This window comes from Azospirillum sp. TSH58, from assembly GCF_003119115.1.
GTDB lineage: Bacteria > Pseudomonadota > Alphaproteobacteria > Azospirillales > Azospirillaceae > Azospirillum.
This window is the reverse complement of the sequence record NZ_CP022367.1, coordinates 26922-48858: the sequence shown is the minus strand read 5'-3', so window position 1 is coordinate 48858 and position 21937 is coordinate 26922. Positions and strand designations below refer to the sequence as shown.

At 68.8% G+C, this 21937-nt stretch carries 21 protein-coding genes; 14 read left to right on the top strand and 7 right to left on the bottom strand.

Features of this window, described 5'->3' with window-relative positions; all coding sequences use genetic code 11:
• Positions 1-126 precede the first annotated feature (126 nt).
• On the top strand, positions 127-2076 hold the full coding sequence (locus TSH58p_RS21850; protein WP_247873970.1) for a methyl-accepting chemotaxis protein: 1950 nt from the start codon (positions 127-129) through the stop codon (positions 2074-2076).
• A 26-nt stretch (positions 2077-2102) separates the two neighbouring features.
• Here the strand turns inward: TSH58p_RS21850 and TSH58p_RS21845 are convergent, their stop codons facing one another.
• Positions 2103-2453, bottom strand: a complete 351-nt coding sequence (locus tag TSH58p_RS21845; protein ID WP_109069482.1) for a hypothetical protein — start codon at positions 2451-2453, stop codon at positions 2103-2105.
• Between the two features lie 179 nt (positions 2454-2632).
• Here TSH58p_RS21845 and TSH58p_RS21840 point away from each other — a divergent pair, with 179 nt between their 5' ends.
• Complete coding sequence (locus TSH58p_RS21840; protein ID WP_109069481.1) at positions 2633-3622, top strand: small ribosomal subunit Rsm22 family protein; 990 nt, start codon at positions 2633-2635, stop codon at positions 3620-3622.
• Between the two features lie 3 nt (positions 3623-3625).
• Here TSH58p_RS21840 and TSH58p_RS21835 read toward each other — a convergent pair whose 3' ends face one another.
• Positions 3626-4744, bottom strand: a complete 1119-nt coding sequence (locus tag TSH58p_RS21835; protein ID WP_109069480.1) for a DNA topoisomerase IB — start codon at positions 4742-4744, stop codon at positions 3626-3628.
• A 173-nt stretch (positions 4745-4917) separates the two neighbouring features.
• On the opposite strand from TSH58p_RS21835, the gene TSH58p_RS21830 reads away from it, so the two are divergent.
• From TSH58p_RS21830 to TSH58p_RS21820, 3 genes are all read left to right on the top strand, one after another.
• Positions 4918-5229 carry a hypothetical protein gene (locus TSH58p_RS21830; protein ID WP_109069479.1) on the top strand — a complete coding sequence of 104 codons (312 nt, stop codon included), beginning with the start codon at positions 4918-4920 and terminating at the stop codon, positions 5227-5229.
• A 74-nt stretch (positions 5230-5303) separates the two neighbouring features.
• Positions 5304-6929, top strand: a complete 1626-nt coding sequence (locus TSH58p_RS21825; RefSeq protein ID WP_109069478.1) for an alpha-amylase family glycosyl hydrolase — start codon at positions 5304-5306, stop codon at positions 6927-6929.
• A 167-nt stretch (positions 6930-7096) separates the two neighbouring features.
• The gene (locus TSH58p_RS21820) at positions 7097-8203 is read left to right on the top strand and encodes a TRAP transporter substrate-binding protein (protein WP_040134093.1); all 1107 of its coding nucleotides are present in this window, start codon (positions 7097-7099) and stop codon (positions 8201-8203) included.
• 61 nt (positions 8204-8264) lie between these two features.
• Here the strand turns inward: TSH58p_RS21820 and TSH58p_RS21815 are convergent, their stop codons facing one another.
• Entirely contained in the window at positions 8265-8903 is a 639-nt protein-coding gene (locus tag TSH58p_RS21815; protein ID WP_109069477.1) for a glutathione S-transferase family protein, read from the bottom strand.
• A 188-nt stretch (positions 8904-9091) separates the two neighbouring features.
• Between TSH58p_RS21815 and TSH58p_RS21810 the strand changes: the two genes are divergently transcribed.
• From TSH58p_RS21810 to TSH58p_RS21800, 3 genes are all read left to right on the top strand, one after another.
• The gene (locus TSH58p_RS21810; RefSeq protein WP_109069476.1) at positions 9092-10918 is read left to right on the top strand and encodes an extracellular solute-binding protein; all 1827 of its coding nucleotides are present in this window, start codon (positions 9092-9094) and stop codon (positions 10916-10918) included.
• A 32-nt stretch (positions 10919-10950) separates the two neighbouring features.
• Positions 10951-11340, top strand: a complete 390-nt coding sequence (locus tag TSH58p_RS21805) for a response regulator (RefSeq protein WP_247873968.1) — start codon at positions 10951-10953, stop codon at positions 11338-11340.
• Positions 11341-11561: 221 nt separating this feature from the next.
• Positions 11562-12014, top strand: a complete 453-nt coding sequence (locus TSH58p_RS21800; RefSeq protein WP_109069474.1) for a hypothetical protein — start codon at positions 11562-11564, stop codon at positions 12012-12014.
• A 45-nt stretch (positions 12015-12059) separates the two neighbouring features.
• Here TSH58p_RS21800 and TSH58p_RS21795 read toward each other — a convergent pair whose 3' ends face one another.
• Positions 12060-13256, bottom strand: coding sequence for a homoserine O-acetyltransferase (locus TSH58p_RS21795; protein ID WP_109069473.1), 1197 nt, complete (start codon positions 13254-13256; stop codon positions 12060-12062).
• A 103-nt stretch (positions 13257-13359) separates the two neighbouring features.
• Positions 13360-13680, bottom strand: a complete 321-nt coding sequence (locus tag TSH58p_RS21790; protein ID WP_014197078.1) for a heavy metal-binding domain-containing protein — start codon at positions 13678-13680, stop codon at positions 13360-13362.
• 219 nt (positions 13681-13899) lie between these two features.
• Here TSH58p_RS21790 and TSH58p_RS21785 point away from each other — a divergent pair, with 219 nt between their 5' ends.
• The 6 genes from TSH58p_RS21785 (at position 13900) to TSH58p_RS21760 (ending at position 18092) form a co-directional block, all read left to right on the top strand.
• Positions 13900-14535, top strand: coding sequence for a hypothetical protein (locus TSH58p_RS21785; protein ID WP_109069472.1), 636 nt, complete (start codon positions 13900-13902; stop codon positions 14533-14535).
• 352 nt (positions 14536-14887) lie between these two features.
• A complete protein-coding gene (locus TSH58p_RS21780) occupies positions 14888-15829 on the top strand; it encodes a YqaJ viral recombinase family protein (protein ID WP_109069471.1) in 942 nt (313 codons plus the stop codon).
• A gap of 23 nt (positions 15830-15852) precedes the next feature.
• A complete protein-coding gene (locus tag TSH58p_RS21775) occupies positions 15853-16656 on the top strand; it encodes a hypothetical protein (protein ID WP_109069470.1) in 804 nt (267 codons plus the stop codon).
• 39 nt (positions 16657-16695) lie between these two features.
• Positions 16696-17007, top strand: coding sequence for a hypothetical protein (locus TSH58p_RS21770; protein WP_247873967.1), 312 nt, complete (start codon positions 16696-16698; stop codon positions 17005-17007).
• Between the two features lie 39 nt (positions 17008-17046).
• The gene (locus TSH58p_RS21765; RefSeq protein ID WP_109069568.1) at positions 17047-17367 is read left to right on the top strand and encodes a hypothetical protein; all 321 of its coding nucleotides are present in this window, start codon (positions 17047-17049) and stop codon (positions 17365-17367) included.
• 89 nt (positions 17368-17456) lie between these two features.
• Entirely contained in the window at positions 17457-18092 is a 636-nt protein-coding gene (locus TSH58p_RS21760; RefSeq protein WP_109069469.1) for a LysE family translocator, read from the top strand.
• 38 nt (positions 18093-18130) lie between these two features.
• On the opposite strand, the gene TSH58p_RS21755 is transcribed toward TSH58p_RS21760, so the two are convergent.
• Positions 18131-19240 (bottom strand): diguanylate cyclase domain-containing protein, encoded by a 1110-nt coding sequence (locus tag TSH58p_RS21755; protein WP_109069468.1) that lies wholly within the window; start codon positions 19238-19240, stop codon positions 18131-18133.
• A gap of 111 nt (positions 19241-19351) precedes the next feature.
• Positions 19352-21718: a Tex family protein gene (locus TSH58p_RS21750; protein ID WP_109069467.1), complete on the bottom strand. Its 2367-nt coding sequence runs from the start codon at positions 21716-21718 to the stop codon at positions 19352-19354.
• Positions 21719-21937: the final 219 nt, after the last annotated feature.

The window sequence follows — 21937 nt, the reverse complement described above, 5'->3', positions numbered from 1 at the left end:
GGAGGAGCCGCCCTGCGCAGCTCATCCGGAAGAACGAAGAGTTCGGGGGAACGCTGCGGATGAGGTGTGGAGATGGTATCCGGTGCAGGTGAACGGGCAAAACGCTCGACCTTTCAAGTCGTTGTGGTGGATTGCCTGATTGCGGGCGTCGTGGTGGCCGCATTGGCGGTGTTCGGCGGCATGACCGCCATGGAGGCGACGCGGATCGCCGACGGCAACGCCGAACTGGCTCAGCGGGTGGCCGAGAACCAGCGGATCGCCCTGGAGGCCGAAAGGCTCGCCAAATTGGGCGAGGCGGTGATCGCCAGCGGCGACGAGGCGACGCGGGCCGAGGCGCTGACCGGCCTGGACGCCCACGCCGCGCGGATGTCCGCCAACACCACGCCGGAGATCGCGCAGACCGTCGCCAAGGCCGTCGCGGCCAGCCGGGAGGCGGCAAGCATCGGCGCCAAGGTCGAGGCGCTGGACAAGAAGTTCGGCTTCAACATCAGCCGCGCGGAGAGCCTGTCGGGCGACATCGCCCGCGGCCTGTCCGCGGCGATGCGCGCGACCACGCAACCGGCGGACGAGCAAGCGCTCGCCACGCTCTTCTCGACCATCCGCGACGCCAAGTTCCTGCTGACCCGCCTGCCGTCCCAGCTCTACCCGCCGGCGGTCGGCAACGACCTGCGCCAGTTCCGCGAGCACATGGCGAAGGCCATGGAGCTGCGCCGGCATCTGCCGGACGCCGACGAGTTCGAGAGCGTCGCCGACGACATCGCCTCCTTCGCGGCTCTGGACGAGGCCTTCGCGCAGCGCACCGAAACGCTGCGCCTGACCACCGACGCCCACGCCCACAACCAGGAGGTCCGGACGCTGGTCGACGGGCTGGTGCAGGGGATGAACGCCGCCTCCGACGCGGTGACCGCGCGCAGCCAGGAGGGGGCGGCGGCGCTGACCGCGGTGCTCGACCGGCTGACGCTGATCGCGCTGGGCGCCTTCGTGCTGATCGGCTTGATCGGCGGCCTGAACATGCTGCTGGGCTACCGCTTCATCATGCAGCCGGTGCGCGACGCCAGCCGGGCGCTCCAGGCGCTGACCCGCGGCGAGAGCGCGGTGAGCCTGCGCCCCTCGCCCCTGCGCGAGATCGCCGACATCCACGGCGCGGTCGAGGCCTTCCGCGAGGCTCTGGACGCCCGCCAGCGGGCCGAGGAGACCCGCCGCGACCAGGAACGCCGCGCCGAGGAGGAACGCCGCGCCCTGATGGCGAAGCTGGCGGACGGGCTGGAGCGCACCGTGCAGGCGGTGGCCGGGTCGCTGTCCGTGGCGGCGGAGGAGGTCACCGGCTCCGCCCGCGCCGTGGCCGGCATGGCGTCGGACACCGCGCAGCGCACCCGCGCCGCCGCGGACGCCGCCGGAACGGCGACCAGCAACGTCGGCGCCGTGGCTTCGGCCAGCGAACAGCTCTCCGCCTCCATCGACGGGATCGGTCAGCAGATCGCCCAGTCGCGCAGCGTGGCGGAGGACGCCGTCGCCGAATCCCAGCGCGCCGACGGCCTGACCAAGGGCCTGTCGGACTCCGCCCAGAAGATCGGCGAGGTGGTCGCGATCATCACGGCCATCGCCCAGCAGACCAACCTTCTGGCGCTCAACGCCAGCATCGAGGCGGCGCGGGCCGGCGACGCCGGCAAGGGCTTCGCCGTGGTCGCCACCGAGGTGAAGGCGCTCGCCTCCCAGACCGCCTCCTCGACGGAGGAGATCGCCACGCTGGTCCACGGCATCCAGCAATCGACGATGGGGGTGGTGGACGCCATCGCCCGCATCGGCTCCACCATCGCCGTGATCGGCGAGAGCGTGAGCGGCATCGCGGCGGCGGTCGAGCAGCAGCGGCAGGCCACTTCGGAGATCACCCACAACGTGCGCATCGTGGAGTGCATGAACACCGACGTGTCGTCCAACATCGGCGACGTCAGCCGGGTGGCGGTGGACACCGGACGCTCCGCCGACGCCATGATGGGGGCGGCCGACCGGCTGTCGGCGATGGCGGGCACGCTGAACGGCGCCGTCAACGACTTCCTGCGGCAGGTGCGGGCCTGACGCCGGAGCGCCGGAAGGCGCTCCGGTCACCGGATCTTCGAGCGGTCGCCCTTGTGGGTTTCCAGATACGCTTGCAGCTTGGGATCGTCGAGAACGGGCCTTCCATCGACGCCGTAGATCAGGCAGGGAACGCCCTTCGAATTGGCTTCGCAAATGCTGATGGCGGTGGATTCCGAAGGCCCGGCGCAGCCGCCGAACTCCGGGCAGTAGACGATTCCGACGGCGCGGCCATTCTCACTGACCGCAAAGGCCTTGGCGTGGGGGATGGCGGCCCAGTCGGCGAAATACTGCATGGCCGCGGGGGCCATGCGGATGGGCCTTTGCGCGTAGGTGGTCTGGCAAGCGGCCAGCATCGTGACGCAGGGAATGAGCAGCATGGCGCCTGGTTTCACAAATCCCCCTTCGCGCGCGACCAATCCATGAGGGAATATGCATTAGTGCATTCATCCCATGGGTGCAACGCGCGTGATGCCCGTCCGCGCATTGTCCGTTTCCGAACGCCCGCCCGGCGTGCTAACAGGCGGAACGACGACCACGCCTGCTCCCGTTCGGATTCATGGAACTTCCTCCTTCGCTCCGCCACGCGGTGGACCGCGCGCTCGACGGCATCGCCCTGTCCGACCTGAAGCGCGCGGCCGACCGCCTTTCCCAACGCTACCGGGCGGAGGTGCGGGACGGGCGCTTCCACCTGTCGGACGATCTGGCGGCGCGGGCTTATCTCGCCACCCGCCTGCCGGCCACCTTCGCCGCCGTCCGCTCCAGCATGGAGGCGGTGGCCGAGGCGCTTCCCGATTTCGCGCCGGTGACCGCCCTGGACGTCGGGGCGGGGCCGGGGACGGCGCTGTGGGCGGCGTCCGACTGCTGGTCCAGCCTGGACGACGCCCTGCTGATCGAGGGCAGCCCGGCCATCCGCGCGGTCGGCGAAACGCTGTCCGGCGCGGCAACGCCCACGCGGATCGAATGGCGGGCCGGCGACGCCGCCGGGGATCTGCCGAATCTGGAGCCGCGCGATCTGGTGACGCTGGCCTATGTGCTGGATGAACTGGCGGAGCCGGCGCGCGACCGGCTGGTCGACCGGCTGTGGTCGCTCACCGCCGGGACGCTGCTGATCGTCGAGCCCGGCACGCCCGCCGGCTGGGCGCGGATCGTCCGGGCGCGGGAGCGGCTGGTCGCCGCCGGCGCCCATCTGCTGGCCCCTTGCGTGCACAGCGCCGCCTGCCCGCTGGCGGCACCCGACTGGTGCCACTTCTCCCGCCGCGTCGCCCGTTCCCGCCTGCACCGCATGGCCAAGGGGGCGGAGGTGCCGTGGGAGGACGAGAAGTTCGTCTACGTCGCCGCTTCCCGCCAGCCCGGCACCCGCCCCGACGCCCGCATCATCGCACCGCCCTGGAACGCCGGAAACGGGCGCATCGGCTTCAAGCTCTGCGGCCGGGACGGTGTGCAAACCGAGCGGATTCTCGGCAAGCGCGATGGCGCCGCCTTCAAGGTCGCCCGCCGATTGGACTGGGGCGACGGCATGTCCACCCAGGACCAGCCGGAGGCATAGGCCCTAGGCCGCGCGACGCCGCCGGCTCTCGCTGGCGCGGGACCGGCGTTCGCGTTCCAGCCGGCTGCGCAGGAAGGCCAGCACGGCGGCCTCCTCGGCCTCCAACTCGGGAAGTTCCTCGCGCAGTTCGGTCTCCACCTCGCGGGTCAGGGAGTCCAGCAGGTTGCCCTCCAGATAGGCGTCCAGAATCTCGGGATGGACGTAGCTCTTGCGGCAGACGCTGGCGGTGTTGCCGAGGCGGGCGGCCACCTGCTCGATGGCGTGGGTGACGTTGCGCTTGGCCTTGGCGGCGCTGTCGAAGCTCTCGAACTCCCGCAGCGCCATGGCGGCCAGGACGGTTCCGGCCCAGGTGCGGAAGTCCTTGGCGGTGAAATCCTGTCCGGTGACGGCGCGCAGATACTCGTTCACATCGCCGGAACTGACCGCGTGGCGCTGCCCGTCGCGGTCGATGTATTGGAACAGCTCGTCCCCCGGCACGTCGCGGCAGGCACGGACGACGCGGGCGAGGCGGCGGTCCTTCAGCGTGACGTTCCATTCCTTCCCGGACTTGCCCTTGAAGGTGAAGCGGATTTCCGCCCCCTCGATGTCGGCGTGGTCGTCGCGCAGGGTGGTCAGTCCGTAGCTGCTGTTCTCTCGCGCGTAGCTTTCGTTGCCGACGCGGATCAGCGTGGTCTCCAGCAGCCGCACCACGGCGGCCAGCACCTTCTCGCGCGGCAGGCCGCGGCGGGCGAGATCGCCGTCCACCTGACGGCGGATGGCGGGCAGGGCGCGGCAGAAATCCAGCATGCGCCCGAACTTCGTGCCCTCGCGCAACTCGGTCCAGCGGGGATGGTAGCGGTACTGCTTGCGTCCCCGCGTGTCGCGGCCCGTGGCCTGGAGGTGGCCGTCCGGGTCCGGGCAGATCCAGACACCGCGGTAGGCCGGTGGGATCGCCAGCTTGCGGATGCGCTGCAGCGTGTCCTCCTCGGTCACCCGCGTGCCGTCGGGCCATTGGTAGGAGAAGCCCTTGCCGGCGCGGCGCCGCCGGATTCCCGGCTCGTCGTCGCAGACATAGCTCAGCCCGGCGCAGGCCGCGGCCTCTTCCGCCTCGGTGCGGGGATCGGTGACCATCACTCCGTCCATGCTGGAATCCCCATCGGTTGCCACCCATTGGCTGCGGCCCGTTGCCTGCCAGCGGGAAACATCCGCGCCCGCTTTTGGTTGCATGGTTGCGGGCTGGACGGTTGCCGACGGCGCGCCGTTCGGCGACCATGGCCCCGGCCTCGAGGCCCGCCGGCACCGAAGGGATGAGGACGATGGAAGAAACCAAGCTGACCGCCGCCCTGCCGAACCTGGACATCCAGATCCTGCACCGCGACGATCCGGAGCGCGGGTCCGAGACGATCGCCGTGCAGATCACCGCCACGCCCTCCTTCGACGCGCTGCGCGGGATGATGGGGCCGGCGCTGCTGGCCTCGGCCAACCCGCTGCTCAATCCCGCCTTCGCCAGCGCCAACCCGATGCTGGCCCTGTGGACGGCGCCGATGCGGATGTGGAGCGACGCCATGCGGCAGGTCTGGGCGCCCTGGCTGCGCCTGACGCCGCCGCCGGGCGGTCGGAAGCCGTGACCAAAACCGGGTCGGTAACCGATCGTTAGGGCTATGGGGGGACCCTTTCCACGAGTCTCTTGTGGAGGGTCCCTATGTCCCAGGCGTCTTCGTGGCTGCGCGGTGCCGCGCTGTACCAGATCTATCCTCTCAGCTTCCTCGACGGGAACGGCGACGGCTGGGGCGATCTGGACGGCGTGCTGGCCGGCCTCGGCCATGTGGCGTCGCTCGGCGTCCAGGGGGTGTGGATCAGCCCCTTCTACCCGTCGCCGCAGAAGGATTTCGGCTACGACATCACCGACCACCGGGCGGTCGATCCGCGCATGGGCCGGCTGGAGACGGTGGACCGCATCATCGAGGCGGCGCACGGCCACGGGCTGAAGGTGATCCTGGATCTGGTTTGCGGCCACACCTCTGACGCGCATCCCTGGTTCGGCGACAGCCGCCGGTCGCGCGGCGGCGCGTTCGCCGACTGGTACGTCTGGGCCGACCCGCGCCCCGATGGCACGCCGCCCAACAACTGGCTTTCGGTGTTCGGCGGCCCCGCCTGGACGTGGGAGCCGCGGCGGCGCCAATACTATCTGCACCATTTCCTGTCCAGCCAGCCCGCCCTGAACCTGCACGACGAGGCGGTGCTCCAGGCGCTCGGCGACACCGCGGCCTTCTGGCTGGAGCGCGGGGTGGACGGCTTCCGCATCGACGCCGTGGACTTCTTCGCCCACGACCCGCAGCTCCGCTCCAACCCCGCGGCGGCCTGGAGCGGGGCGGAGCCGCCGGCCAAGCTGTTCGCGCTGCAACAGCATCTCTACGACATGATGCACCCGGCCATTCACGCCGTGCTGGCTCGGCTGCGCGCGGTGGTCGACCGCTATCCCGACCGGGTGCTGCTGGGCGAACTGTCGAGCCAGCCGGGCGCGGCGCGGCGCATCGCCGCCTACTGCGGGCCGCAGGGGCTGCACGCCGCCTACACCCTGTCGCTGGCCAAGCAGCCCTTCACCGCGCAGAACTTCGCCGGGGCGCTGACCGGCACGCCGCAGCCGGAGGCGATCTGCTGGAGCTTCTCCAACCACGACGTCGAGCGCGCCGCCAGCCGCTGGCTGCCGCCCGGCGCCGATCCGGAGCGCTTCAACGCCCTGCTGGCCACGCTGTTCGCCGCGCTGCCCGGCACCGTCTGCCTCTATCAGGGGGAGGAACTGGCGCTGCCCAACGCGGCGCTGGCGCCGGAGGACCTTCGCGACCCCTTCGGCATCGCCTATTGGCCGGACTTCCAGGGGCGCGACGGAAGCCGCACGCCGATGCCCTGGCGGTCCGGCGCCACCAACGCCGGTTTCTCCAGCGCGGTCGAGACGTGGCTGCCGGTCGCCCAGCCGCACCATGCCCTGGCGGTGGACGCGCAGGAGCGCCGCCCCGGCAGCCCGCTCGACGTCTGGCGGGACGCCCTGCGCCTGCGCCGCCGCCATCCGGCGCTGACGCAGGGCGGCGTGGCGGCGGTGGAGGAGGCCGGCAGCGTCCTGGCCTTCGAACGGGCGGCGGAGGGCGAGGAGCTGCTGGCCGTCTTCAACCTGTCCGACCAGCCGGCGGAATACGCGCTGAAGCGCAAGCCGCCGATGGCGGCACTCGACCTGCCGCGCCCGCCGGGAACGCCGGTTCCCGAGGTCACCGCGGACGGGCGGACGCTGGTCCTGCCGCCGCTTTCCGCCTTCCTGGGACGGCGCGGCTGAGGCGGTCGCGTAATCCGTGGGACCAGGGTAGACCTGTCATGCGCTTTTGTGCGATGAATCGGAACGAAAACGCTGCTTTGTTACAGTTGTGAAAATTCCCTCGCAACAAGTGGTCCGACGGGCTGCTTGAAACGAAAAGGGAAGGCGGAGTCCACGGGAGAAGAATCGTGAAAAGACGTGCGTTTCTGAAGTCGGCGGGTGCGGGCGCTGCGGCCGCGGGTGCGGGGCTGGCGGTTGCCGGCGTGGCCGCGCCGGCCATTGCGCAGTCGCAGCCGGAAATCCAGTGGCGCCTGGCGTCGAGCTTCCCGAAGAGCACCGACATCCTGTTCGGCGCGTCGGAGCTGATCGCCCGCCGCGTCGCCGAGAGCACGGACGGCAAGTTCCAGATCCGTGCCTTCCCGGGTGGTGAGCTGGTGCCCGGCCTCCAGGTGCTCGACGCCGTGCAGAACGGTTCGGTCCAGTGCGGCCACACCTGCGGCTATTATTACGTCGGCAAGGACCCGACCTTCGCCTTCGACACGGCCATTCCGTTCGGCCCGAACGCGCGCCAGACCACCGCCTGGTTCCAGGCCGGCGGCCTCGATCTGATGCGCGCCTTCATGAAGAACCACAACGTCATCCAGTTCCCGGCGGGCAACACCGGGGCCCAGATGGGCGGCTGGTACCGCAAGGAGATCAAGACCGCTGCGGACTTCCAGGGCCTGAAGATCCGCATCGCCGGCATCACCGGCCAGATCATGTCGAAGATGGGCGCCACCCCGACCCAGATCGCCGGCGCGGACGTCTATCCGGCGCTGGAGAAGGGCACCATCGACGCGACCGAGTTCGTCGGTCCCTACGACGACGAGCGGCTGGGCTTCCATCAGGTCGCCAAGTACTACTACTACCCGGGCTGGTGGGAAGGCGGGCCGAACGTCTCGCTCTACGTCAACCTGCAGGAGTGGGAGAAGCTTCCCAAGGCCTACCAGTCGATCCTGACGGCCGCCTGCGCCGAGGCGAACACCTACATGATCGCCCGCTACGATTCGGAGAACGCCAAGGCTCTGAAGCGTCTGGTCGCCAAGGGCACCATCCTGCGCGCCTACCCGCGCGACCTGATGGAGCAGGCGCACAAGATCGCCTTCGAGTATTACGACGAGCTGGCGAGCACCAACCCGAACTTCAAGACGATCTACGAGAGCTGGAAGCCGTTCCTCGACGAGACCCAGCTGTGGTTCCGCGTCGCCGAGCTGCCCTACGACAGCTTCGCCGCGACGGCCGGCACCAAGAAGTAAGAGCGTCCGTTTGAAGAAAGGCCCCCATCCGCACAGCGGGTGGGGGCCTTTTCTTTGGTCGTCAGCCGACGTCCGTCTGCGGCATCAGCGCCATCTGGCGCTTGGCGCCGGGCTGGGCCAGCATGCGGGCGTGCCACGCCTGGACGTTGGGGTAGGTGGCGATGTCGATGTTCGACTCCTCCACGAGGTCGATCCACGGGAAGGCGAAGATGTCGGCGATGGTCACCCGCTCGCCCTCGATGAAGGTCCGACCCGCCAGATGGCGATCGAACTGGGCAAGCCCGCCGGCGGCCGCGGCGTCGATCCAGGGCAGGGCGTTGGCGTCGCCGTGGAACTTGCGCACCGCGCGGGCGCGCTGGACCGGCAGCAGCACGTCGGCCAGCCAGGACAGCCATTCCGCCAGCCGGACCTTCTCCGCCTCGTCCCGGCCGCCGAACCGGCCGGTCTTCTCGGCAAGGTAGGTGAGGATGACGCCCGATTCCGAGATGCTGAGGTCGCCGTGGACCAGGGTCGGCACCCGGCCGAAGCGGTTGATGGCGAGATACTCCGCCGACTTCTGCTGGCCGCCGCGCAGGTCGACATGGCGGTAGGCGTAGGGCACGCCGGCCATCGACAGGAACAGGGCGACGCGGGTGGCGGGCTGGGAATTGAAATTGCCGTAAACGGTGAATTCGGCGGACACGGTCGAAGAACCCTCCATGATGGTCGCGCTTGGCCGCGCGGATTGCCGAAAACCATGACCCCAAGCCCGGTAGGACACCAGAGCAAATCGCGGGGCGCGACCCTGTGGGGTGGGGAAGGGGGTTTCGCACCGCTTCACCCCTCCCACATGATATCAGAACGGAACCGGGGCCGAGCGCTCCGGCGCGAATGATGGGAGGATGGGGCATGCGCCGTATGGCCGCTGGACTGTTGATCGGGCTGATCGCCGCCGCCGTGGCCGGACCGGCGGGGGCCCAGACACCGCACGGCGCGGCGCGGCATGGCATGGCTCTGTACGGCGAGCCGAAATACGGGCCGGACTTCCGGCATTTCGATTACGTCAACCCGGACGCCCCGAAGGGCGGGAAGGTGACCCTCCAGGCCATCGGCTCCTTCGACACGCTGAACCCCTTCACGCTGCGCGGCGTTCCCGCGGCGGGGGCGGCGCTGATCTACGACACGCTGATGACCGGGTCGGCGGACGAGCCCTTCACCGAATACGGCCTGCTCGCGGAAAGCGTGGAGATGCCGGAGGACCGCTCCTCCATCACCTTCACCCTGCGCTCCGGCGCGCGGTGGCACGATGGAAAGCCGGTCACCGCCGAGGATGTGGTGTTCTCCTTCACCATCCTGACGGAGAGCCATCCCTTCTACCGCAGCTATTACGGCGCGGTGGACAAGGTCGAGGCGGAGGGTGAGCGGCGCGTCCGCTTCACCTTCAAGCCGGGCGACAACCGCGAGCTTCCGATGATCGTCGGGCAGTTGCCGGTGCTGCCGAAGCATTACTGGGAGGGCAGGGACTTCCAGGCGACCACGCTGGAGCCGCCGCTGGGCAGCGGTCCCTACCGCATCGCGTCCTTCGATCCGGGCCGCGGCATCACCTACGAGCGGGTCGCCGACTATTGGGGCAAGGACCTGCCGGTGAATGTCGGGCGGAACAATTTCGGCACCATGGCCTACGAGTATTACCGGGACGCCAGCGTCGCCCTCCAGGCCTTCCGCGGCGGGCTGTACGACTTCCGCCAGGAGAACGTCGCCAAGACCTGGGCCACCGGCTACGACTTCGACGCGGTGCGCGACGGCAAGGTGGTGAAAGAGGAGATCGCCAACGAGGTGCCGGCGGGCATGCAGGGCTTCGTCTTCAACACGCGCCGCCCGGTCTTCGCGAATCCCAAGGTGCGCCAGGCCATCGCCTACGCCTTCGACTTCGAGTGGACGAACCAGACCCTGTTCTACGGCGCCTACAAGCGGACGGAGAGCTATTTCGAGAACTCGCCGCTCCAGTCCAGGGACCTGCCGCAGGGCCGCGAACTGGCCATCCTGGAGCCGCTGCGCGGGAAAATCCCCGCCGAGGTCTTCGAGAAGACCTACCATCCGCCCAGCACGGAGGGCCAGAACGGGCTGCGCCGCAACCTGCTGGAAGCCAAGCGGCTGCTGGACGAGGCGGGGACCGACGTGCGCAACGGGGTGCGGGTGGACGTCGCGACCGGCAAGCCGCTGGACTTCGAAATCCTTCTCGACAGCCCGACCTTCGAGCGGGTGACTCTGCCCTTCATCGAGAATCTGAAACGCCTCGGCATCCGGGCCAGCATCCGCACGGTGGACACCACCCAGTACGAGAACCGCACCCGCGACTTCGATTTCGACATGGTGGTCCATGTCTGGCCGCAGTCCCTGTCGCCGGGAAATGAGCAGACCGGCTATTGGGGCTCGGCCTTCGCCGACCGTCCGGGAAGCCAGAACATGGCCGGGGTGCGCAGCGAGGCGGTCGATCATCTGATCGGCGAGATCGTCCGCGCCAACAGCCAGGAGGATCTGAAGGCCGCGGTGTCGGCCCTGGACCGGGTGCTGCTGTGGAACCATTACGTGGTGCCGCACTGGTACTCCGGCGTCTACCGCGTAGCCTACTGGAGCCGCTTGAAGCGCCCCGACACCGTGCCTCCCTATTCGATCTCCTTCGACTCCTGGTGGCTGACGGACGCCTCGTCCGCCGGCACCGGCAAGACGCCGTAACGGGTGGGACGGACGCTATGGATTCCCATTCGTTGGACAGGACGCGGACCATCCTCGTCGTCGATGACAACGCGCTGATGCGCAAACTGCTGGTCCGTTGCCTGGAGGAAGGCGGCCACCGCGTCGTCGAGACGGACGACCCTCGGGGCGTGCTGGACCTGATGCGCGCTTTGAAGCCCGATCTGGTGATCATGGATGTGGTGATGCCGGGGTTGTCCGGCGTCGAGTTGATGCGGCTGATCCGCGCCGACCGGGCGTTGGCGCGCACGCTGGTCGTCGCGGTCACCAACCTGTCCACGCCCACGGACATGCTGCGCTTTTCCAACGCCGGCTTCGACGGGCATGTGCCCAAGCCGATCCAGCCGCGGGACTTCCTGGCGACGATCACCCGCTATCTGGACGGCAAAGGAGAACGGATTTGAAAAATCCTTTTTAAGCAGTGTCTTGAGAGAAATTTCTAAACCTTCCTTTGAAGAATGAGAGCGTTCCCGGTTCTTGATTTTTGGTTTGAAAGAGCGCTTTCAATCATCTGATGGAAAAAGATTTTATCGGCCGCCATTGACCCACCATCGGCGGTCGCTCCTCTCCGCCGGACAAACCGTGCTATGGTCCTGTCCTCATTGGACTTTTCATCACTCAGCCCATGAAAGCCATCGCCGCCGTTCCGCTGTTGCTTGCGTTGCTGGCTGTGCCCGCGGCGGCGGACCCGATGCGGGTCGAGCGGACCGATCCCGGCCATCTGCGCGCCTTGAACCGCTCATTCCTTCCCCCGGAGGTCATTCCGCCCCGGATGCGTTACGTGCGCAGCCAAGCGGTCTACAATCTGCCGAAGGGGCTGGACGGTCTGACCCGCTACGATGCCGCCCTGTCGCGCCTGTGCCAGCGCGGCGCCTTCGGGCAGGAGACGGATGGCTTCTATTGGGCGCGGACGCCGGACAAGCGTTATGGCGTGGCTTTCTCCGGCGGGGCCAACCTGTCGGACCCGCAGAACAAGCGGAAGACCGGTCAGGTGTATTTCTTCGATGGCCAGGACAGCCGGTGCACCGTCTATGTCGGCGAGCAGGCCAAGCTGATGCCGCATTACGTCGGACCCTGAAAGGCCCCGCCGGGCGCTCCTCGCCGGGCGGGGCGGCAGGGGCGCTTACTTCGCCATGAACGCCGATATCGTGTCCCCGGTCTTGGCGATGTTGGCGATGCCGTCGAGATGGCCGAGGCTGGTGGTGATCGCGTCGGTGTAGGTGACCGCGACGCCCTGCTTCTCCAGCCGCTCCTTCAACGGGTGCATGGCGCGTTCCGGCGGGAAGACGAGGTCGTCGGCGGAGGGAATCAGCAGGACCGGCGCCTTGATCTTCGCCAGACCGTCGTCCAGCGCCCCGCCGCCGCCCACCAGGAAGGTCTGGTTGGCCTTCACCAGATAGAGGAAGTGGTTGGCGTCGCTGACCGCGGCGCGGGCCGCCGCCGCCTTGTCCAGCCACGCTTCGATGGCGTACTGGTTGTTCATGCTGGCTGCGGGATCCTTGCCTTCCTCCGCCCAGCCGCGGCCGAAGGTGGCGTCCGCCCATTTCCAGTGGCGGGCGTGCAGGGTCACCAGCTTCAGGGCCTCGGTCAGCCCGGCCTTCGGCTCCGCCTTGCCGTAGTAATCGCCGCCCTGCCAGTTCGGATCGACGCGGATGGGTGCCGCCCACAGGTTCAGCCAGCCGATCAGGAACGGATCGGCTTCCGCCCCACCGATCACCGCGACGACGCGCTTGACCATCTCCGGATGGGACGCCCCCCATTCCAGAGCTTGAAGCGACCCCATCGATCCGCCCATCACCGCGTGCAGAGACTTGACATTAAGACTGTCAAGCAATGCCTTCTGAACATTGACGAAATCGCGGATGGTGACGACCGGGAAGCTCATGCCGTAGGGCTTGCCGGTGTCGGGATTGACGCTGGCCGGGCCGGTGGTGACGACGGTCGGGTCCTTCGGCGACAGATTCACCAGCGTGTCGGAACTGATGATGAAGTACTTGTCGGTGTCCAGCGGCTTGCCCGGCCCGATGATGGAGTCCCAGTAGCCGGGGGCCGGGTCCTCCATCTTGTATTTGCCGGCGGCGTGGCTGTTGCCGCTGAAGAAATGGGTGACGAGGATGACGTTGTCCCTGGCGTCGTTCAGCTTGCCGTAGCTTTCCCAGCCGATCCGGACGTTCTTGATCGTGCCGCCGCCCACCGTGGTGTAGGACGGCATCTCGAACACCTTCTTCTCCACGAGGCCTTCGAAGGCCAGGGCTGGCGCCGCGCAGAAAAGCCCGGCGGCCAGGGCCAGGCCGCCGAGCCGTTTCGCCAGAGAACGCATGTCGTCCCTCCCGTTTCTCAGGTCCCTATCGATGCGGGGAGGGAGTGTAAGGGGGTGCGACCGCCCGTCCAGGCGGGCAATCGGCCTAAACGGTTGGGGGAATTCAGCCCAGCCGGACGGCGGTGCCGTTGATGGAAACCATCAGCATGCCGTTCTCCTTGCCCAGCACCTCGTAATCGATGTCCACGCCGACGATGGCGTCCGCGCCCAGCGCCCGCGCGGCGTCCTGCAGGTCGGCGAAGGCGGCCTCGCGGGCGTCGCGCAGCGCGTTCTGGTAGCCGCCGGCCCGGCCGCCGACGATGTCGCGGATGCCGGAAAACAGGTCGCGGAACATGTTCACGCCCAGGATCGCCTCGCCGGCGACCATGCCCAGATACTGCGTGACGGGACGGCCTTCGACGGTGTCGGTGCTGGTGACGATCATCGGTTCCTCCGGATGTGGTTTCGCGCCCTCCAGATGGCGGCGCGCGCGGCCTGTCGCAATGGGTGGGGAACGGGCTCAGCGGGAGAGGAGGGGAGTCCGATGTGATACTGCGAATTCGCAGCGCATCCTCGGCGAAATTGCGACATAAGCGAAGAAACCTTGCGCGTTCATTCAACGTTCTCTCTTATAGGGCGCTCTTTCGGCGGGGAGGACGGCGGTATGGACGACACGCGGCGGGCGATCCTGCGCTGGATGACCGGCGTGATGGAGGCCCAGGGCTGGAGCGCCGGCGCCTGGGCGCGGCTGGCCGAGGTCACGCCGACCAACATCACGCGCTTCCTGCGCGACCCGGCGCGGGGCAGCGTTCCCAGCGCCGAAACGCTGGGCCGCCTGGCCCGCGTCGCCGGGTCCGAGCCGCGATTCCTCGACGAGACCGCCTACCCGGCCGTGGCGCGGGTGCCTCTGCTGTCGGTCGAGCAGGTGCGGGCCTTTCTGGAGTTGGGGCGGAGGGCCGGGGAAGCCTTCATCGCCGCGGCCTTGACGGGTGGCGCGCGGGGGATTGCCGTGGACCGTCCGGCCTCGCGCCGCGCCTTCGCGCTGACCATCGCCTCCTCCAGCCTGAACGCCGCCGGCGTCCTGCCGGACGACTGCGTGGTGCTGGAACCGTTGGACGTGCTGGCCCCGCAGGCCGGTGACGTGGTGGTCACGGTGGGCGACGGGACGGTGTGCGGCTACCGCTTCTTCCCGCCGCATCTGCTGCCGGTCAGCACCGACCCCGGCTGCCGCCCGACTCCCATCGAGCGCGCAAACGTCGCGGGTGTCGCGGTTCACATCACGCGCTGCCTGCGCGCCTGATCGCGCGTATTTGGCGGGAATCTGGAAGAAAAGCCGTCAGTTTTGGCGGTGAAATTCTTTTCCGAAAGCCCCTTTGCCCCCACGAATCCATACCCATCTGTGCCGAGTCGCCCGATTCGGTCACAGCGGGACCGCGGCTGCGCCGTATTCTACTTAGTTTTTTGAAAAGGTTCGAAGATTCGATCCTACGGCCAAGCCGCAGGTTCTCTTTTTGTTCTTGAATCCTGCATGTTCGCAGCCCATATTCACGCTACGGTTTATGGTTAACGCCACGAGCGCTGCGAAGACGCATCGGGCGCCCACCGGGACGGTGGCCAGGAACGCATGGAAACGGCTGGGGGCCGGCAGGGGAATGGCGATTACGGACGCGCAGCGCGCCGCGCGGGCAGGGCGTATCGGGTCTTCCGACGCCACCCGCATCATGGCGGGCGATTGGCTGACTCTGTGGCGCGAGAAGACGGGACGTTCGGCGCCGGCCGATCTGGACCTCGTCGCCGCGGTGCAGATCGGCATCGCGACCGAGCATCTGCACCCCCGCTTCGTGGAGAAGGCCACCGGCCTTCCCTGCGTGCCGGCGGAGCGCACCTGGGTCCATCCGGAGCATGACTGGATGGTCGCCCACCCGGATTTCCTCACGTGGGAGGACGACACGGAAACCGGAACGCCGGACACGCTGGTGGAGGCGAAATTCTCCGGCGGCTTCCAGTCGGACGTGGAACTGGCCCAGCGCTACCACTGGCAGGTCCAGCACCAGCTGGTGGTCACCGGGCTGGAGCGGGCCATGCTGTCGATCCTGCGCCCCACCGGACACGCGCTCGTCCGCGTGCCGCGGCGGGAGGTGGATTGCGGGCGGCTGATGGAGACGCTGGACGCCTTCTGGTGGCACGTCGCCAACGATGTGGAGCCCGGCGACCCATTGCCCGCGGAGGCGCCGATCTACGAGACCCGCCGTGTGGTGGACATGGCCCAGCACAACCGCTTCGCCGCCCTGGCGGCCGAGCTGGTCGACCGCCGCACCGCCGCGCTCGCCGTCCGCGAGGCGGAGGCGGCCCTGAAGGCGCTGATGCCCGCCGACGCGCGCATCGCCTTCGTGGCGGGGGACGAGCCGGGGCGCGGCCTGTATCTCGCCCGCGACCGCGAGGGACGCCTGTCGCTGCGCTACGGCGCGCCGCCCCGGCGGGCGCTCGACACCGCCGAACCGTGGCAGCCCGCCACGACCGATCCGTCCCCTGACCCGAGCCTGGACGCTGTGCTCAGCGGCGGCTGGGGTGAGGGGAGAGACGAACGCTACTGACCAAAAAGGGGAACCCGACGACCATGGGACGCATGAGCAAGACCGACACTGTTGCCGAAACCGAGAAGACCGTCAGCACGGCCGCTCCGAAGATCGCGGGTTCCCAGACCGCCACCGCGGGTCCCGCCGCCCCGGACCCCATGCATCTGTGGAACCGGCTGAAGCGGACGGACCCGAAGGCGACCAAGCCCTTCACCCGCTCCGGCGGCTTCCGCGGCACGCAGATCGACCCGACCTGGCGCCTGATGATGATGACCGAGGTGTTCGGCCCGGTGGGCAAGGGCTGGGGCTATGAGCAGATGGACTGGACCATCGCTGAACGCATGGTCTTCATCTGCGCCCGCGTCTGGTACCTCGATCCGGAGACGGGCGAGAAGTGCTGGACGGGCCCGCAGTGGGGCGGCACCGAGATGGTCCGCCGCCGCAACGGCATCGAGGCGCCCGACGACGAGTGCTTCAAGATGTCGATGACCGACGCGGTGGGCAAATGCCTCGTCCAGCTCGGCCTCGCCGCCGACGTGCATATGGGCCAGTTCGACGACAGCAAGTACCGCGAGGAGTCGGAGGCCTTCTACGCCGCCAAGTCCAACCCGGACCTGCAGCCGACCGCCATCGCGGCCTTCGAGGAGGAAATCCGCAAGCGGCTCGGCGCCTGCCTGGGCCTGGAGGATCTGGAGGAGCTGTGGCGGACCGGCGCCGGCACCCGCCTGCGCGAGATCGGCTCGGTGGACCGCACGGCCCAGCACCGCATCACCAGCCTGTTCGCCCGGAAGAAGGCGGAAATCCTGAAGCAAGACGAAGAGGGCGGCGATCTGGAGGCCGCCTGACCGCGCCCGACCTGCGGCGTGGAAGGAGACACCCTGCCGATGACACCCGCAAGCACCACCACCGAACGCTCGCCCAGCGGTCTGTTCCGCATGAGCGCCTGGGAAGGCGAGATGGAGCGCAGCTATCCCCAGCTTCCGCGCTGGTACTGGAACGAGGCGGAACGCCGCAAGCAGTACGCCCGCTGGGTGGAGGCGGAGGCGGAATCGCTGGCCCTGCGGCTGGCCGGGCTGCTCCGCCCCGACACCCCGGCGGACGCGGCCGGCCCGGCCCGCCTGCTGGTCGAATCGCTGGCCCGCGACGCCGAATGGGCGCGCCGCCTGGAAGACAGGCTGCTCCGCAACGCGGCGTGATCGAAAGGCCGCCTGATGTTTGAGAAGGAAGCACGCGCCATGACCATCGAAGAGGTTCAGTCCCGGCTGCGCGCGGCCCACGCCCGGATCGGGCATGAGGGACGCTTCGCCCTGACGCTGACACTGACTGGGACCGAGGACGGCTACATCACCCACTGGTTCCGCCCCGACCCGCACGCCTTCGAGGATTGCCGGGCCGTCGGTTCCGGTTCGATCGCCGAATGCCTCGCCGCCCTGGACCGCTATGTGGAGACCTACCGGCGCCAGCCGACGACCGAGGAGGTCGGGCGGACGATCGGCCTCCCCGACATGCCCCCGCGCGCCCACCTCGGCACGAGCTTCCTGATCGCCGCGGAGTGAGCGGGCGGGGCGCGGCGACCCTTGGGCCGTTTGACGATCCCGCAGGCCATCCATAAACTGACGCCCTCCCGAACAGCGGAGCCGCGGCCATGGATGGGTCCACTCTCGCCCTGTTGAGCATTCTCGGCACCCTGGCCATCGGCGCCATCAGCCCGGGGCCCAGCTTCGTCCTGGTGGCGCGCACCTCCATCGCCGTATCGCGCCGTGCCGGTCTTGCCGCCGCCTTCGGCATGGGCACCGGCGGCGTGGTCTTCGCCACCCTTGCCCTTCTCGGTCTGCACGCCCTGCTGACGCAGGTCGGATGGCTCTATCTGGTTCTGAAGGTGGCCGGCGGCCTTTACCTCGTCCATCTGGCGCTGCGGATCTGGCGGGGCGCGGCCGAGCCCGTCCGCGTCCCGGACGGGGCCACCGACGCCGGCGGCGCCTTGCGCTCGTTCTGGGTCGGTCTGGCGACGCAGATCAGCAATCCGAAGACCGCCATCGTCTATGCCAGCATCTTCGCCACCCTTCTGCCGGCGTCTCCGCCGGCCTGGGTTCTGCTGGCCCTGCCGCCCGCCGTGTTTCTGGTCGAGACGGGCTGGTACGCCATTGTCGCGGTGGCCTTTTCCGCCGGCCGGCCGCGCGCCGCCTACCTGCGCTCCAAGACGTGGATCGACCGGCTGGCGGCCTCCGTCATTGGAGCGCTGGGCATTCGGCTGGTGATGGACGTCGCCAAACCAACCTGAAGCTCCACCCCGAAGCTCTGCGCCATCAGCCGCCCGGTTCAGGCGGTGCCCAGTTCCAGGCGGTTCTTGCCCAGGCGCTTGGCGCGGTACATGGCCTGATCGGCGCTGCGCAGCAGCACGCCGGCGTCGGCGCCGTCCGATGGATAGAAAGCCATTCCCACGCTCGCCGACACCGACAGATCGAGGCCGGGGATGGGCCGGTCGATGGAGCCGATGATCTTTTCCGCCACGGTCCGGGCGTTCTCGACGGAGATGTCCCCCTCCAGCAGAACGGCGAACTCGTCGCCGCCGATGCGGGCGGTGGTGTCGCTGTTGCGCAGGGCGCCGGACAGGCGTTGGGCGGTGGTCACCAGCACCTCGTCACCCTTCTGGTGTCCATGGGTGTCGTTGACCTCCTTGAAGCCGTCGAGGTCGAGGAAGAGCAGGGCGAAGCTCTTGTCCTCGCGCTTGGCGCGGGCGATGGCGTGCTCCAGCCGGTCCTCGAAGCGGATGCGGTTGCACAAGCCCGTCAGCGCGTCGTGCCCGGCGAGGTAGCGCAGCCGCTCCTCCAGATGGTGCTGGGCGGTGGTGTCGCGGGCGATCCCCTCGACTCCGATGGGCCGACCGGCGGGATCGCGGCGGATGTAGGCGTTCGCTGAAATCCAGAAGGTGCTGCCGTCCTGGCGCCGCATCGGCATGCGGTGGTCACGGATCTCGCCGCCCGCTTCCTCCAGCGCCGCAAGGAATTTGGCGCGGCCGTCCTCCTCCACATAATGGTCGGCGATGCGGGTGCCGATCACCGTCTCGGGAGTCAGCCCGAATTCCCGCGCGAACTGGGGGGAGGCCATGCTGACCCGGCCATCGAGATCCGTGCGGAAAAAGGCGTCCGGCAGCTTCTCGATCACCGAGCGGAGGTCGGCCTCCGACTGGGCCAGCCGTTCCAGCGTGGAGCGCAGGGCGTCCTCCGACCGGGTGCGGCGCTGGAACTCCTGGCGCAGGAAGCCCCACAGGACCAGGGCCGTGAACAGAACGAAGGCCGTGCCTTTGACGTTCTGGATCAGCACCACCTCGTCCAGACCGGCGGCGTCCAGAAGGCGGTCGGACCCCACCACCCACGCGGTGGCGAGGACCGTGTAAAGGCCGACGATTCGGGTTGCCGATGAGAGCATGGGCGCCTGTGCGGTTGGCGTCGGTCAGACTAGCCTTTGGCGCACGAACCGTCCATGGGGAGAGTACCGGAGTGTGTCCGGCACCCGCCCCACGCTGCGCCCGCTGCGGCCTTACCGCTTCTTTCCGGCCTGTGCCCGCGCGAAGGCTTCGGCGAAGGCGTTGTTGATGGACTCCGGCGCCTTCGCCGGTTTGGGAGCGGGCTTGGGAGCCGAGCCCTTGCCGGGCGGCGGGCCGCGGCGGTCGTCCCGGCGCTTGTCATCGCCACGCTGGCCTTCCGCCCGGCCCTGGCCCCGCTCCGGACGCGGGGCGGCGTCGGTCAGACGCATGGTCAGGCCGACGCGCTTGCGCGGGATATCGATCTCCAGCACCTTGACCTTCACGATGTCGCCGGCCTTCACGACGGTGTGCGGATCCTTCACGAAGCTGGTGGACAGCTGCGAGATGTGGACCAGGCCGTCCTGGTGCACGCCGATGTCCACGAAGGCGCCGAAGGCGGTGACGTTGGTCACCACCCCTTCCAGAACCATGCCGGTCTGGAGGTCCTTCAGCTCCTCGACCCCGTCCTGGAAGGTGGCGGTCTTGAATTCCGGACGCGGGTCGCGGCCCGGCTTCTCAAGCTCCTTCAGGATGTCCTCGATGGTCGGCACGCCGAACCGCTCGTCGGTGAAGTCCTCGGCGTTCAGCCCGCGCAGGAAGCGGGCGTCGCCGATGACGCTGCCGAGATCCTTGCCGGTCTTCTTCAGGATGCGCTCGACCAGCGGGTAGGCCTCGGGGTGGACGGCCGAGGTGTCCAGCGGGTTGTCGCCCTCGCGGATGCGCAGGAAGCCGGCGGCCTGCTCGAACGTCTTCGGGCCGAGGCGCGCCACGTCGAGCAGCTGCTTGCGCGAGCGGAAGGCGCCGTTGCGGTCGCGATGCTCCACGATGTTGCGGGCGATCGTCTCGTTCAGGCCGGACACGCGGGTCAGCAGCGGGACCGACGCCGTGTTCAGGTCCACGCCGACCGCGTTCACGCAGTCCTCCACCACCGCGTCCAGCGAGCGGGCGAGCTTGCCGCCCGACACGTCGTGCTGGTACTGGCCGACGCCGATGGACTTCGGCTCGATCTTCACCAGCTCGGCCAGCGGGTCCTGAAGGCGGCGGGCGATGGAGACGGCGCCGCGCAGGCTGACGTCCAGCTTCGGGAACTCCGCCGCCGCGGTCTCGGAGGCGGAATAGACCGACGCGCCGGCCTCGCTGACCACCAGCTTGGTCAGCTTCAGCTCCGGGTGGCGCTTGAACAGGTCGGCGACCAGCTTGTCCGTCTCGCGGCTCGCCGTGCCGTTGCCGATGGAGATCAGCTCCGCCTTGTGGCGCACCGCCAGGGCGGCGATGGCGGCGATGGCGCCGTCCCAGTCGTTCCTCGGCTGGTGCGGGTAGACGGTGGCGGTGTCGACCAGCTTGCCCGTGGCGTCGACCACGGCGACCTTCACGCCGGTGCGGATGCCGGGGTCGAGACCGATGGTCGTGCGCGGGCCGGCGGGGGCGGCCAGCAGCAGGTCGTGCAGGTTGCGGGCGAAGACGCGGATGGCCTCGTCCTCGGCGCGCTCCCGCAGGTCGCCCATCAGGTCGGTCTCGACATGCGGGCCGATCTTCAGCTTCCAGGTCCAGCGGACCACGTCGGACAGCCACTTGTCGGCCGGACGGCCCTGGTCGCGGATGCCGGTGTGGGCGGCGATGGTGCGCTCCGCCGGGTGGGGCTGGCCTTCCTCGACCGGCAGGTCGAGGCGGATGTCCAGCACGCCCTGCGCCCGGCCGCGGAACAGCGCCAGCGCGCGGTGCGACGGCACCTTGGCCCAGGGCTCGTCGAACTCGAAATAGTCGGAGAATTTGGCGCCCTCCGCCCGCTTCTCCTCGATCACCTTGGCGGTCACCACGCCTTTGTCGGCCATCGAAGCCCGCAGCCTGCCGACCAGTTCGGCGTCCTCGCCGAAGCGCTCCACCAGGATGTGGCGGGCGCCGTCCAGCGCCGCCTTGACGTCGGCCACCCCCTTGTCGGCGCTGACGAAGCCGGCGGCCTCGGCGTCGGGCTGCAGGGACGGGTCGGCGAGCAGACGGTCGGCCAGCGGCTCCAGTCCGGCCTCGCGGGCGATCTGCGCCTTGGTGCGGCGCTTCGGCTTGTAAGGCAGGTAGAGGTCTTCCAGGCGCGTCTTGGTGTCGGCCTGACGGATCTGCAGCGCCAGCTCCGGGGTCAGCTTGTCCTGCTCGCGGACGGAGGAGAGGATGGCCTCGCGCCGGTCCTCAAGCTCGCGCAGATAGGACAGCCGTTCCTCCAGCGTGCGCAACTGGGTGTCGTCGAGCCCGCCCGTGGCTTCCTTGCGGTACCGGGCGATGAAGGGAACGGTCGATCCCTCGTCGAGCAGCTTGACGGCCGCGGCGACCTGGGATTCGCGGACCGAAAGCTCGTCGGCGATGCGTTGGCTGATGGACGTGGACGGCATGGAGGACCGGTGACTGGTGAAAGGGAAGGGGGCCTCCTATAGCGCGAAGCGGGCCTTCCCGGCCAGTGCCGATCTGGGAGAGGGCGGGGAGACCGGTCCGGAGTGGACGCGCGAATCCCGGGCCGGGCCCTTGCAAAAAAGTATAGTTAAAGAAAAACCCAGCGCCCTTTACGTGTCGTTAACCTTAACGGGCGCATATCTTCCCCTGCAACTTGGTTG

What these genes read in the sequence shown, in the direction of transcription:
- TSH58p_RS21785 (WP_109069472.1), top strand. Translation starts at nt 13,900, where the DNA reads ATGGACGACACGCGGCGGGCGATCCTGCGCTGGATGACCGGCGTGATG.
- TSH58p_RS21775 (WP_109069470.1), top strand. Translation starts at nt 15,853, where the DNA reads ATGGGACGCATGAGCAAGACCGACACTGTTGCCGAAACCGAGAAGACC.
- TSH58p_RS21815 (WP_109069477.1), bottom strand. Translation starts at nt 8,903, where the DNA reads ATGGAGGGTTCTTCGACCGTGTCCGCCGAATTCACCGTTTACGGCAAT.
- TSH58p_RS21835 (WP_109069480.1), bottom strand. Translation starts at nt 4,744, where the DNA reads ATGGACGGAGTGATGGTCACCGATCCCCGCACCGAGGCGGAAGAGGCC.
- TSH58p_RS21770 (WP_247873967.1), top strand. Translation starts at nt 16,696, where the DNA reads ATGACACCCGCAAGCACCACCACCGAACGCTCGCCCAGCGGTCTGTTC.
- TSH58p_RS21800 (WP_109069474.1), top strand. Translation starts at nt 11,562, where the DNA reads ATGAAAGCCATCGCCGCCGTTCCGCTGTTGCTTGCGTTGCTGGCTGTG.
- TSH58p_RS21765 (WP_109069568.1), top strand. Translation starts at nt 17,047, where the DNA reads ATGACCATCGAAGAGGTTCAGTCCCGGCTGCGCGCGGCCCACGCCCGG.
- TSH58p_RS21840 (WP_109069481.1), top strand. Translation starts at nt 2,633, where the DNA reads ATGGAACTTCCTCCTTCGCTCCGCCACGCGGTGGACCGCGCGCTCGAC.
- TSH58p_RS21750 (WP_109069467.1), bottom strand. Translation starts at nt 21,718, where the DNA reads ATGCCGTCCACGTCCATCAGCCAACGCATCGCCGACGAGCTTTCGGTC.
- TSH58p_RS21810 (WP_109069476.1), top strand. Translation starts at nt 9,092, where the DNA reads ATGCGCCGTATGGCCGCTGGACTGTTGATCGGGCTGATCGCCGCCGCC.
- TSH58p_RS21755 (WP_109069468.1), bottom strand. Translation starts at nt 19,240, where the DNA reads ATGCTCTCATCGGCAACCCGAATCGTCGGCCTTTACACGGTCCTCGCC.
- TSH58p_RS21760 (WP_109069469.1), top strand. Translation starts at nt 17,457, where the DNA reads ATGGATGGGTCCACTCTCGCCCTGTTGAGCATTCTCGGCACCCTGGCC.
- TSH58p_RS21825 (WP_109069478.1), top strand. Translation starts at nt 5,304, where the DNA reads ATGTCCCAGGCGTCTTCGTGGCTGCGCGGTGCCGCGCTGTACCAGATC.
- TSH58p_RS21790 (WP_014197078.1), bottom strand. Translation starts at nt 13,680, where the DNA reads ATGATCGTCACCAGCACCGACACCGTCGAAGGCCGTCCCGTCACGCAG.
- TSH58p_RS21780 (WP_109069471.1), top strand. Translation starts at nt 14,888, where the DNA reads ATGGCGATTACGGACGCGCAGCGCGCCGCGCGGGCAGGGCGTATCGGG.
- TSH58p_RS21845 (WP_109069482.1), bottom strand. Translation starts at nt 2,453, where the DNA reads ATGCTGCTCATTCCCTGCGTCACGATGCTGGCCGCTTGCCAGACCACC.
- TSH58p_RS21795 (WP_109069473.1), bottom strand. Translation starts at nt 13,256, where the DNA reads ATGCGTTCTCTGGCGAAACGGCTCGGCGGCCTGGCCCTGGCCGCCGGG.
- TSH58p_RS21830 (WP_109069479.1), top strand. Translation starts at nt 4,918, where the DNA reads ATGGAAGAAACCAAGCTGACCGCCGCCCTGCCGAACCTGGACATCCAG.